The following is a 12216-nucleotide window of genomic DNA, read 5'->3' as shown; positions in this document are numbered from 1 at the left end:
GCAGGTACATCCGACCGGCCGGCTGCCGCTGAACCTACTTTTTCAACAGAATCGGTCGTTAGCCGCCCCTCAGCATGCTCCCGCCACTTAGGCCCGGGCTTCCCCGCCAGCCACGCCCTGGCCGAGCAGACGCAGCAACGGGCTCGTCTTGGCCAGGTGGGCCTGGGCTTGCAGCAGCAGGGCGCGGGCCTGGCGGGCCTTGTCCTGGCTTGCGAGCGGATCGCTCTGGCGTGTGGCGCTGCAGGTCAGGGCATAGCTGCGGGTGGCGGCGCGCAGGGCGAGGAACAGTGGCAGCACAAGGCAATCGTCGCCGGCGCCGCCATGTCCCCGGTAGCTGCCCAGCAGGCGCACGGCCAGCTCCGGGTAGCCGTGGTGCTGCAGGTCCATCAGCACGAAGGCCAGGTCGTAGAGCACGTCGATGCAGGCGAGCGATTCGCTGAACTCGATGCCGTCGAACAGGGTCGGGCGGCCCTCGAACAGGCAGATATTGGCCAGGCGCAGGTCGCCGTGGCAGCGCCGAACCCGACCCTCGTGGCGGCGCCGCTCGAGTTCGGCGCCGAGGGCGTCGAGCGTGCTGCGCGAGCTGTCGTAGAGCCGCTGCACGGCGCGGGCGTCGAGCAGGTGCAGGTAGTGGCGCAGTTCCCGCTGGTTGTCCTCGATGGCCTCGGCGATGCCGCTGGCGCCGCCGAAGGCCGGGGTGATTTCGGCGGCGCCGTGGAAGCGGGCGATGACCATGCCGAGTTCGTCCATCAGCGCGGCGTCCAGTTGCCCGGCCAGCGCCATGCGCTCGAACAGCGCGCTTTGCGGGAAGCGCCGCATCACCACCACCCAGTCCAGCGCGGGGCCTGGGCCGTCGAAAGCCAGCTGGCCGCCAGCCACCCGGTTGATCGAACGCACCTGCAGGTACAGCTGCGGCGCGGTGCGGCGGTTCAGCCGCAGTTCGGCGTGGCAGGCCTGCTGGCGGCTGTCTAGGCTGCGAAAATCCAGGGCGGCATAGGCCACGGCACGCTTGAGCTTGTAGGCCCGCTCGCCCTGCAGGAAGACCAGCGAGCCATGGGTGGCGATGCACTCGACCCGGCCACCGGGCGCGCCGTAGCTCTGCGCGCGGGAAAGAAAGGCGATGACCTCGTCCTGGCCGTGCAGGGCGCTGCCCGGGGAGGGCACGCCGCCTCCGGACTGGCCGGCCGCTTGGCTAGGGCGCATCACGCGGGCCCCGCCGGGGCCGGTACGGCTGATTCATGACACAGGCTCCGCAACGGGTAGACCTCCCCAGCATGCGCGGGCTCGCCCGGCGCGGTGCGGATACCGATCAACGGCTTGGCGCCGTCACTTGATGCAAATCAAAGCGGGCGCCGCCGTGCGGGAGGAGGCTGAACGGGTACCGGTGATTCAGCCCGGTGTCGCTGCGCCGGCCTCGAAAACCGCAGCCTGGCTGCCGGCACCGAACCCTAACGCCCTGGAGGTTTGCCATGAGCCAGTACCAACAGCTGCTGCTGATCGTCGATCCCGAGCAGCACGATTCCGCCGCCCTGCAGCGTGCCACCGCCCTGGCCCAGGCCAGCGGCGCGGCGCTGCACATCTGCGCCTTTGTCGAGCCGTTCAGCAACTCGCCGTGGCTGGACCAGGAGACACAGGACCAGGTCCGCGACAGTTACCTGCAGGAACAGCGCAAGCGCCTCGACGAGCAGGCCGCCACGCTGCGCAGCCAGGGCATCGGGGCCACCACGGAGGTGGTCTGGACCGATGCGGTGCTGGAGGAAATCCTCCAGCACGTGGCGGAAATGCAACCGGATCTGCTGATCAAGGATGTGCGCCACGAGTCGGTGTTCAAACGCGCCTTCTTCACCCCGCTGGACTGGCATCTGCTGCGTGAGTGCCCGGTGCCCGTGCACCTGGTCGGTGCCGCCGGCCAGGCGCTGCCGCGCAAGATCATGGCGGCGGTCGACCCCTCGCGCGCGGAAACATCAATCAGCGGGCTCAACGAGCGGATCATCCAGGCCGCCAACGCCCTGGCCCTGCAGTGCGATGCCGAACTGCACCTGGTGCACACCTACGATGTGTCGTCGGTCTACCTGTCCGATGCCGGCGGCGGGGGCCTGGTGCTGGCCGACCTGGCCGAGCAGTTGCGCCATTCGCTGGAAAAGTCCTTCTTCGCCCTGGCCGAGCAATACAGCGTGCCGGCCGAGCGCCGGCATTTCATCCGCGGCACGCCGACCCGGGCGCTGGCCGATTACGCGGCGCGCAACGGGGTCGACGTGATAGTGCTGGGCACCCTGCACCACACGGGCCTGGACAAGCTGGTCGGCAGCACCACCGAGCACCTGCTGTACCGCGCGCCGTGCAGCATTCTGGTGGTCAAGGCCTAGCGCCGCACAAGGCCCCGGTCGCCAGCGGCCGGGGCGCTCCTGTCAGCCGTTCAGCCCGACTTCACCGGGATGACTTTCTCCGGCTTGATGGCCTCGGGTTTCTTCGGCAGCGAGATGGTCAGCACGCCCTTGGCGAAGCTGGCTTCGATCTTGTCGGTGTCGACGCCCTGGGGCAGGCTGAAGACGCGCTCGAAGGAGCCGTAATGCCGTTCGGAGAGGTGATAATCCTTCTTCGTTTCCTCGGTTTCCTGCTTCTTCTCGCCGCGGATGATCATGTTGCCGTCGTTCAGCTTGAGCTCGATGTCCTTCTCATCCAGGCCGGGCAGCTCGGCGGTGATCTCGAAGCTGCATTCCTTCTCGGCGATGTCCACGGCGGGCATGCCCTGGCCGAACAGGCTGCGCGGCCAGAACGACTCGACATCGAAGGCGCTGCGGCCGAACGGCAGATGCCGCGAACTGCGGCCGAAATCCTCGAACAGGCTGTCGACCTGCCGGCGCAGGGAGTCCAGGAAATGCCGCGGTTCAGCCTGGCTTACAGCCTTCTCGGACGATTCCTCGGTGCTTATCGGCAGTTTCTTCTCGGTGCTGGGCATGTTCGCTCCCTCCTTTGTAAGGGTGGTCCGCAAGTGGACTAATTCCATTCTGCGCGGCACCTGCGCCCCGGTTTTGATCCCGATCAAAAATCGACCAGTTGCGGCGCGGGGCCGCGTCCCGAGTTTTTGATCCGGATCAAACCGGGCGCGCGGGGCAGGGCCTAGCCTGAAGCAAATCCAGCGGCGGGGTGTCCGATGCACGTCATTCCGAGCACATGCACCTTCTGTGGCGTCGGCTGCGGCATTGGTTTGCGCGTGGAGGGCGGCCGCGTGGTGGGCGTGGAGCCCCAGCCCGGCCACCCGGTGAGCCAGGGCCAGCTGTGCGCCAAGGGCTGGGCCAGCAGCTTCGCCATCGACTCCGCCAACCGCCTGACCCAGCCGCTGATCAAGGAGCACGGCCAGTTCCGCCCGGCCAGCTGGGACGAGGCGCTGGACCGGGTCGCCGGCGAATTTCGCGCGGCGCTGGAGGAACTGGGGCCGAGCGGGGTAGGGGTGATCAGCTGCGCCCGCGCGACCAACGAAGATAACTACGCCGCGCAGAAGTTCGCCCGCGCCGTGCTCGGCAGCCACAACATCGACCACTGCGCGCGCATCTGCCACAGCCCATCGGTAGCCGGCCTGGCCCGCACCCTGGGCAGCGGGGCGATGACCAACAGCATCGCCGACATCGACCAGGCCGAACTGATCCTGGTGATCGGCGCCGACGTCACCGAGAACCACGCGATGATCGGCGCGCGCATGCTGCGCGCCCAGGCACGCGGCGCCACGCTGATCGTCGTCGACCCGCGCCGCACACGCCTGGCGCGCCTGGCCGACATCCACCTGCAGCTGCGCCTGGGCAGCAATATCGCGCTGCTCAACGGCCTGCTGCAGATCATCCTGGCCAACGGCTGGGAGAACCGCGAGTTCATCGCCGCGCGCTGCGAGGGCATCGAGCCGCTGCGCCGCCATCTGGCCGAGCTGAGCCCGGCCCAGTGCAGCGCGCAGACCGGCATCGGCGTGGCCGAGCTGGAGCGGGTCGCCTACCTCTACAGCCATGCACGCAGCGCCTTCACCGCCTACGGCATGGGCATCACCCAGTTCCAGAGCGGGACCAACAACGTCATCGCGGTGTCCAACCTGGCGCTGGCCTGCGGCCAGGTCGGCCGCCCCGGCAGCGGCATCAACCCGCTGCGCGGGCAGAACAACGTGCAGGGCGCCTGCGACATGGGCTGCCTGCCCAACGTTTACCCCGGCTACCAGGCGGCCGCCGACCCGGCGGTGCAGGCCAAGTTCGCCGCGGCCTGGGGCGTACCGCCACCCGCGCAGCCGGGGCTGACCTCGCTGGGCATGACCCAGGCGGCGCTGGCCGGCGAGCTGCGCGCGCTGATGATCATGGGCGAGGAGCCGGTGCTCACCGACCCGGACCAGAACCACGTGGCCCGCGCCCTGGCGGCCCTGGATTTCCTCGTGGTGGTCGAACTGACCCTGACCGAGACCGCCAAGCTGGCCGACGTGGTGCTGCCGGCCGCCTCCTTCGCCGAGAAGCACGGCACCTTCACCAACTGCGAACGCCGCGTGCAGCGCATCCGCCAGGCCATCGAGCCGCCGGGCGCGGCGCGCGGCGACTGGCAGATCCTCGCCGAGCTGGCCGCGCGCATGGGCTATGCCGGCATGGCCTGGGGCGATGCCGAGGCGGTGTTCGCCGAGATGGCCGCCCTGACGCCGATCTGCTCGGCCATGAGCTACCCGGCGCTGGAGCCCAGGCACGGCCTGCAATGGCCCTGCGATGCGCAACATCCGCAAGGCTCGCCGCTGCTGCACGCCGACGGCTTCCCCCGCGGCCGCGGGCGCCTGCTGCCGGTTAGCCAGGTGGAGCCGGACGAATGCCCGGACGCCGAATACCCCTTCGCCTTCACCACCCATCGCCTGCATTTCCACTACGGCGGCGGCTCGATGACCCGCAAGTCGCCGCTGCTCGAACGCGAGACGCCGGCCGCGCTGCTGTTCATGCACCCGGACGACGGGGCCGCGCTGGGCCTGCACGACCAGCAGGCGGTGTGCGTGCGCTCGCGACGCGGGCGCCTGGAAACCCGGGTCCGGCTCACCGATGACGTGCCCCGGGGGCTGCTGGCCATGCCGTACCATTTTCGCGAAGCGCCCTGCAACCAGCTGACCAACGGCGCCCAGGACCCGCAGAGCAAGATGCCCGAGCTGAAGGCCTGCGCGGTGGCGGTCGAGGCGCTGCCGGCGGGCGCCCAGCCACGCATGGCGGAGGGCGACAGCCATGCGCGCCTATAGCCTCGACCAGCCCGAGCGCCTGCGCGCCCACTTGGCGCTGAGCCGCCGGCTCTACGAGGTGCGGGCCGACGGGCAGGGCGGCCAGCACTGGCAGGCGGTCGCCAGCAGCGATCTGAGTCCGTTCACGCCTGCGGCCGAGCCGCCGCCATTTTCCGCCAAGAGTTTCTTCTTCGCCGAGCGCGAGCTGCTGTTTCGCTTCGACGGCGGGCAGTTCTACTCGGCCTTGCCGGAGGTGGCGCCGCAGGTGCTGTTCGGCCTGCACGCCTGCGACCTGCAGGCGGTGGCCTACCAGGACCGCTTCTTCGCCGAAGACCCGCACTACCAGGTGCGCCGCCGGGCCACCCTGCTGGTCGGCCTGGACTGCCTGCACAGCTGCCAGGGCGGGTTCTGCAGCGCCCTCGGCAGCGGCCCGCTGGTACAGGCCCAGACCGCCGACCTGATCCTGCTGCCGCGCCAGGACCCGGACGCCGACTGGCTGCTGCTGGTGGCCTCCGAGGCCGGCCAGGCGGCCTTGAGCGGCCTGCGACTGCCGCTGGCCGAGGCCGATTGGCAGGCCGAGCGCGCGGCCAACAGCCAGTGTGTGAGCCGCGAGCAGGGCGAGCAGCACGAGCTGGTTGCCGGCATCGCCGCGCTCAACCAGGGCTCCATCGCCGCCGCCACCTGGGAGGAACTGGGCCTGCGCTGCCTGGGCTGCTCCGGCTGCACTTCGGTGTGCCCGACCTGTTCCTGCTTCGCCCCGCTGGAGCGCCAGCCGGCCGATGCGTCGATGCTGCGCGAACGGGTCTGGGACTCCTGCCTGTACCAGGGCTTCCAGCAGGAGGCCAGCGGCCACAACCCCAGCGCCAGCGCCGGGCAGCGGGTGCAGCGCTTCTGGTTCCACAAGTTCGGCGACGCCTTCAAGGAACGCTTCGAGCACTACGGCTGCGTCGGCTGCGGCCGCTGCGACCGGGTCTGCCCCGGTGGCATCGGCGTGCACGGGGTGATGCACAAGGTGGCCGGGCGATGATCGACCTGACCCCGCGCCGGCTGCTGCTGGAAGAGAGCTACGAGGACGGCGAGGACTCGCGCCACTTCCGCCTGCGCATCGAGGCGCCCACGGCGGCCGACCTGGCCGTCGTGCCCGGGCAGTTCTTCGTGCTCGCCGTACCGGGCGGCGGCGAAGCGCCGTTCACCTACGTCAGCCTGCCCAATGCCGCCGGCCAGTTCAGCGCCCTGATTCGCCGCTGCGGCGCCCTGACCGCGGCGCTGTTCGAGCGGGCGAGCGGCAGCGTGCTGGGTTATCGCGGCCCGTTCGGCAAGGGCTGGCCGCTGTTCCTGCACCCGCAGCAGGTGCTGCTGGTGGCCGGTGGCTGCGGCCTGGCGCCGCTGGCCGGGCTGCTCGACGAGGCCAGCGCGCACCGCCTGCCGGCTCGGCTGAGCGTGATCTACGGTGCCCGGCATGCCGCCACCCAGGTGCTGGGCCGCGAACGTCAGCGCTGGCGCCAGGCCGTGCCCTTCATCGAAACCTTCGATGCGCCAGCGCCCGGCCAGCGCCAGGGCCTGCCCTGTGCCTATCTCGACGAGCTGTTCCCCGGCCAGCCGCCCGATGCACTGCTGTGCTGCGGGCCGGAAGCGCTGATGCTTGCCAGTGCCGAGGAGTGCATGCGGCGCGGCATGGCGCCCAGCCGCATCTGGTTGTCCATCGAGCGGCGCATGCACTGCGCCGACGGGCTGTGCGGGCACTGCTATGTCGGCGCCAGTTACGCCTGCCGCGACGGCCCGACCTACCGCTACGACCGCTACCTGCACCTGCTGGCCCAGCAGGCCGGGCAGGGCAGCGCCGTGCTTCCGCCACGATCCTGCACCTGAGAGGCCCGCCATGCGCGCAGCGACCCTCGACAAGCACCTGGCCGAGCGGCCCATGGGCCGGTCGCCGCGGCATGGCTCGGCGGTTCGGAGGTCAGCACCAGTGAGGGCCGGGACAGAAATGCCAGACGGTTGGCCGTGCGGGGTGTGCCGCACCCCACGACGGGAGCAGCGCAGGTGAAGATCCAGGCCCTGGATGCGCAGCAGGCGCTGACCAGCCTGCGCTCCCGGGCTGCCGGCCTCAGCGAGGCCGAAGCGGCCCGCCGGCTGGAGGAGTTCCAGCCCAACCAGATCCTGCGGGTGGCACGGGCGCCGTGGTGGCGCCAGCTGCTCGCCGGATTCAGCCACTTCCTGGCGATCATCCTGTGGCTGGCAGCCTTGCTGGCCTTCTTCGCCCAGGCCAGCGACCCGGGCTCGGGCATGGGCGCGCTGGGCGTGGCCATCGTCAGCGTGATCGTGATCAACGCGCTGTTCTCGTTCGCCCAGGAACACCGCGCCGAGCGCTCGATCCAGGCACTGGAGCAGCTCCTGCCGGATTCCGTGCGCGTGCTGCGCGAAGGCCGCCTGGGCAAGCTCAAGCGCACGCGGCTGGTTCCCGGCGACATCGTCCTGCTGTCGGCCGGCGACGAAGTGCCGGCCGACTGTCGCCTGATCAAGGCCTTCGATGTACGGGTCAATACCGCGCCGCTGACGGGCGAGTCCTACCCGGTGGATCGCGACAGCCAGCCGGCCAGCGACGACGACCTGCTGCATTGCCGCAACATCCTCCTGGCCGGCTGCGTGCTGATGAGCGGCGAGGCGCAGGCCCTGGTATTCGCCACCGGCATGCGCACGGAGTTCGGCCGCATCGCCCACCTGACCCACAGCGGCGGCGAGGTGCTGAGCCCGCTGCAGAAGCAGATCAACCGCCTGAGCCGGCTGATCGCCGGGCTGGCCATGCTGCTGGGCGTGCTGTTCTTCGTGCTGGGCCAGTGGATCGGCCTGGGCTTTCGCGACAGCTTCCTGTTCGGCATCGGCATCATCGTGGCCAACGTGCCGGAGGGCCTGCTGCCGACCGTCACCCTGGCCCTGGCCCTGGGCGCACAGCGCATGGCGGCGAAGAACGTGCTGATCCGCAACCTGCCCAGTGTCGAGACCCTCGGTTCCTCCACGGTGATCTGCACCGACAAGACCGGCACCCTGACCGAGAACCGCATGTGTGCCCGGGTGGCGATCTGGGCCGATGGCGAGGTCGAGCTACCGGCCGCCGGCGATGGCCTGCCGCCGTCCTTGCGCGCTGCCGCCGCGCTGTGCCACACGCTCCAGCCCGGGGAAGTCGATGGCCGGCCGACCCTGCTCGGCGACCCGCTCGAGCAGGCGCTGCGGCAGATGGCGGAGGAGGCCGGGGCAGGGGACGAACTGCCGCGGGTGGACCAGCTACCGTTCAGTGCCGAGCGGCGCATGCTCTCCACCCTGCACCGCGGCGCGGCGGGCCTGGTTCTCTACAGCAAGGGCGCCCTGGAGGCACTGCTGCCGCTGGCCAGCCGGGTGGAACTCGGCGGCGAAGCCAGACCGCTGGATGACGACTACCGGGAACGCTTGCGCGCCGCCGAGCATCGCCTGGGCGACCGCGGGTTGCGGGTGCTGGCCTTTGCCTACCGGCCGGTCGCGCAGGACTACCAGCGCGAAACCCTGGAGCGCGACCTGGTGCTGGTCGGCCTGGTCGGGCTCGAAGACCCGCCGCGCGCAGAAGTCCCGGCTGCCGTGGTCCGCTGCCGGGAGGCCGGCATCCGCGTGGTCATGGTCACCGGCGACCACCCGCGTACCGCCGTGGCCGTGGCCCGCGAAATCGGCCTGTGCACGGGCCCGCCGAGCGTGGTGACCGGCAGCGCGATGGCTGCCATGTCCCATAGCCAACTGCGCCTGGCCTTGGACGCCGGCGAGCTGATCTTCGCGCGGGTCAGCCCCGAGCAGAAGCTGCTGATCGTCAAGATGCTCCAGGAAAAAGGCGAGACCGTGGCGGTCACCGGGGACGGAGTCAATGACGCGCCGGCCCTGCGCCAGGGCGATATCGGCATCGCCATGGGCCTGTCCGGAACCGATGCCGCGCGCGAAGCCTCGGACATGGTGCTGCTGGATGACAACTTCGCCAGCATCGTGGCCGCCGTAGAGGAGGGCAGAGCGGTGTTCCAGAACATCCGCCGCTTCATGACCTACATCCTCACCTCGAATATCCCGGAGGTCGTGCCTTACCTGGCCTTCGTCCTGCTGCGCATTCCCTTGCCGCTGACCGTGGTGCAGATCCTCGCCGTGGACCTGGGCACCGATATCGTGCCGGCCCTGGGGCTGGGCGCCGAGCGACCAACCGCCGAGCTGATGCGCCGGCCACCGCCGACCCGACACGAGCGCCTGCTGGACCGCCATCTGCTGGCCCGGGCCTATCTGTTCCTCGGGCCGATCGAGGCCACGGCGGCCCTGGCGGCCTTTTTCTACATCCTGCTCGGCGGCGGCTGGCAGTTCGGCGAAACCCTGGCCCACGATGCGCCGCTGTATCGCGAGGCGACCACGGCCTGCCTCAGCGCCATCGTGGTGATGCAGGTGGTCAATGTGTTCCTGTGCCGCAACGAGCGTGGCGCCTTGTTCGGTGCCGGGCCGGCCAACCGGCTGATCTGGGCCGGGGTGGCCTTCGAGCTGCTGCTGATCGCCTTGATCGATTACACCAGCCTCGGCAACTGGCTGTTCGGCACGGCACCCTTGGCGCTCGATGCCTGGCTGTTCATGCTGCCGTTCGCGCTGGCCATGGTGCTGCTGGAAGGACTGCGCAAGCGTGTGGCGCTGCGTCACAGCTAATCCCGGACGATCATTGGGAGCACGGATAATGCGGGCGCATCAGAAAGCCTGCAGGCCAGGTGCTGACCACAGACGAAGCGTGGCGATTGAGTTCGGGCAGAATCTGGACTGCGGGTGAATCTACGACTAGAGTAGTTCGCATAATGTATATTATGTTAAATTACTTATTACACGTAGCGTCATCGAACGCTACGTGGGCGGTTCATGCTCACGAGCTGCAATCACTCTTGTTGAAATTGCCTGGCACCCTCTGCGCGTCAGCGCAGCAGATCGCCAGGCGATGAAGACTCCCCGCCACTGTCCTCATCGTCGGCCACATCGATGTTGTCCCAGATCAGCCGTGGGTCGAAGGTCACCGCCGCCAGCATGGTGAGGATGACCACGCAGCAGAAGGCAGCGGCCCCGGTGTCGGCCTGGATGCTGGCCAGGTTGCCGAAGTTGACCAGCGCGACGAGGATGGCGATGACGAAGATGTCCAGCATCGACCAGCGCCCGATCCATTCGATGAAGCGGTACATCAGGATGCGCTGACGCGCGGACATCGGCTGGTGGCGCTGCACCGAGTACAACAGCAAGGCGATGCCCACCAGCTTGAAGGTGGGCACCAGGATACTGGCGACGAACACCACCACGGCAATCGGCAGCATGTCCGCCTGGATCAGCTCGATCACCCCGCCCATGATGGTGGACGGCGCGCCGTTGCCGAAGAAGTTGATGGTCATGATCGGCAGCAGGTTCGCCGGGATATAGAGAATCGCCGCGGTGATCAGCAGCGCCCAGGTCCGTGCGATGCTGTTCGGCCGGCGCATGTGCAGCCTGGAACCACAACGCGCACAGTGCTGCTCCTCGCCTTCGACCTGGTATTCCAGCTGATGGCATTCCCCACAGACCATAATGCCGGCATCAAGTGCGCGCATGAGCGTCCTCCTCCTCTTCACTCAGAGCCTCCCATACCTGATGGGGCGACATGCTTACCTCCAGCCATATCTGCGACAGCATCAAGGCGATGAAGCACACCATGCCAACGCCCAGGTGCAGATCCGCCAGATCGATCAGCTTGACGATCGACACCAGGATGCCGAACAGATAGACCTCGAGCATGCCCCACTCGCGCAGGTGCTGATAGGTCCGGTACAACTGGATACCCAGGGGGCGCATGGCCTTGATGGGCATGCTCAACAGAACCAGCAGCTGGCACACCAGCTTGAACAGCGGGATCAGCATGCTGCAGAGGAACACCACCAGCGCCACCGGCTGCATGCCCGAGTGGTACAGCCCCACTACCCCGCTCCACACCGTATCGACCGCGTTCTGCCCGAGCAGGTTGAGGCTCATGATCGGCAGGAAGTTGGCCGGGATGAACAACAGCAGCGCAGTGATGGCCAGCGCCAGAGAGCGGCGGCGCATCTGCGCGCGGTGCACGATCAACTCATAACCGCAGCGCGGACAGCAGGCCTTCTGCTCTTCCCCGATGTGCGGATAGCGCATGAGCAGATCGCATTCGTGGCAGGCGATCAGATCCTGCAGCGGCGGCAGCGCCTGGCGATTCACTGGCTGCCCTGGATCCTGGTTCATCGTATGACTCCCTGAATGGTCATGGCCTGCTGTGCCCTTCTCTTTCAATATTACCCTGCTGACCACCAATCGGCTGGCAGCAGGCGGGGCCACGTCATCGTCAGTCGCGATCGAGCAGATGGAAACGCGGCAACCCCAGGTGCCAGTGGATCGCCGCCAGGCGTACCGCCAGCACGCTGAGCATGGCCACGCCGGTATCCAGCCAGTGCGGCGTATCCAGGCCGCGCAGGGTGATGAACACCAGCGAGCCGAGGATGCAGGCGGTGGCATAGATCTCCTTCTGGAAGATCAGCGGGATTTCATTGCAGATCACATCGCGCATCACCCCGCCGGCCACCCCGGTCATGACGCCCATGATCACCGCTGTGCTGTAGGGCATGTTGTGCTGCAGCGCCACTTCGGTGCCGATCACGGTGAACACGGCCAGGCCGAAGGCATCGGCGAGCAGCAGGCCGCGCTCGTGAATCGGCCGGGTCAGGCGTACCCAGAGCACGGTGCCGATGGCGGCCAGCGAGGCGACCAGGATATAGGTGTCGTTGCGGATCCAGCTGACCGGGTGGTTGTCCAGAATCAGGTCGCGCAGGGTGCCGCCGCCCAGCGCGGTGATGATGGCGATCACCAGCACGCCGAACAGGTCCATGGATTTGCGCCCGGCCATCAAGGCGCCGCTGATGGCGAAGACCAGCACGCCGAACAGGTCGGACAGATAGAAGAGCTGCTGCATGGGC

General features: G+C 68.5%; 10 protein-coding genes. 5 read left to right on the top strand and 5 right to left on the bottom strand.

What is annotated here, in order from left to right:
* Positions 1–87: 87 nt before the first annotated feature.
* Positions 88–1143, bottom strand: a complete 1056-nt coding sequence (locus F3I62_RS11830; RefSeq protein WP_160489840.1) for a phosphotransferase — start codon at positions 1141–1143, stop codon at positions 88–90.
* Positions 1144–1469: 326 nt separating this feature from the next.
* On the opposite strand from F3I62_RS11830, the gene F3I62_RS11825 reads away from it, so the two are divergent.
* Positions 1470–2366 carry a universal stress protein gene (locus F3I62_RS11825; RefSeq protein ID WP_160489819.1) on the top strand — a complete coding sequence of 299 codons (897 nt, stop codon included), beginning with the start codon at positions 1470–1472 and terminating at the stop codon, positions 2364–2366.
* Positions 2367–2416: 50 nt separating this feature from the next.
* Here the strand turns inward: F3I62_RS11825 and F3I62_RS11820 are convergent, their stop codons facing one another.
* Entirely contained in the window at positions 2417–2959 is a 543-nt protein-coding gene (locus F3I62_RS11820; RefSeq protein ID WP_160489818.1) for an Hsp20/alpha crystallin family protein, read from the bottom strand.
* A gap of 195 nt (positions 2960–3154) precedes the next feature.
* On the opposite strand from F3I62_RS11820, the gene fdhF reads away from it, so the two are divergent.
* The 4 genes from fdhF (at position 3155) to F3I62_RS11800 (ending at position 9913) form a co-directional block, all read left to right on the top strand.
* Positions 3155–5239, top strand: coding sequence for a formate dehydrogenase subunit alpha (gene fdhF / locus F3I62_RS11815; protein ID WP_160489817.1), 2085 nt, complete (start codon positions 3155–3157; stop codon positions 5237–5239).
* Positions 5226–6245: a 4Fe-4S dicluster domain-containing protein gene (locus tag F3I62_RS11810; protein WP_160489816.1), complete on the top strand. Its 1020-nt coding sequence runs from the start codon at positions 5226–5228 to the stop codon at positions 6243–6245. Before fdhF ends, F3I62_RS11810 begins: the two co-directional genes overlap by 14 nt.
* Positions 6242–7087: an FAD/NAD(P)-binding protein gene (locus tag F3I62_RS11805; protein WP_160489815.1), complete on the top strand. Its 846-nt coding sequence runs from the start codon at positions 6242–6244 to the stop codon at positions 7085–7087. Before F3I62_RS11810 ends, F3I62_RS11805 begins: the two co-directional genes overlap by 4 nt.
* Positions 7088–7261: 174 nt before the next feature.
* Complete coding sequence (locus tag F3I62_RS11800; RefSeq protein WP_160489814.1) at positions 7262–9913, top strand: cation-transporting P-type ATPase; 2652 nt, start codon at positions 7262–7264, stop codon at positions 9911–9913.
* Between the two features lie 257 nt (positions 9914–10170).
* Here the strand turns inward: F3I62_RS11800 and F3I62_RS11795 are convergent, their stop codons facing one another.
* The 3 genes from F3I62_RS11795 to F3I62_RS11785 form a co-directional block, all read right to left on the bottom strand.
* The gene (locus F3I62_RS11795) at positions 10171–10830 is read right to left on the bottom strand and encodes a paraquat-inducible protein A (RefSeq protein ID WP_160489813.1); all 660 of its coding nucleotides are present in this window, start codon (positions 10828–10830) and stop codon (positions 10171–10173) included.
* Positions 10817–11488, bottom strand: a complete 672-nt coding sequence (locus tag F3I62_RS11790; RefSeq protein WP_160489812.1) for a paraquat-inducible protein A — start codon at positions 11486–11488, stop codon at positions 10817–10819. Before F3I62_RS11790 ends, F3I62_RS11795 begins: the two co-directional genes overlap by 14 nt.
* A 100-nt stretch (positions 11489–11588) precedes the next feature.
* Positions 11589–12212, bottom strand: coding sequence for a trimeric intracellular cation channel family protein (locus F3I62_RS11785; protein WP_160489811.1), 624 nt, complete (start codon positions 12210–12212; stop codon positions 11589–11591).
* Positions 12213–12216: the final 4 nt, after the last annotated feature.

The organism is Pseudomonas sp. R-28-1W-6 (genome assembly GCF_009799925.1).
Classification (GTDB): domain Bacteria; phylum Pseudomonadota; class Gammaproteobacteria; order Pseudomonadales; family Pseudomonadaceae; genus Aquipseudomonas.
Note: the sequence above shows the minus strand (reverse complement) of the source record. Positions and strands in the feature narration are given on the sequence as shown.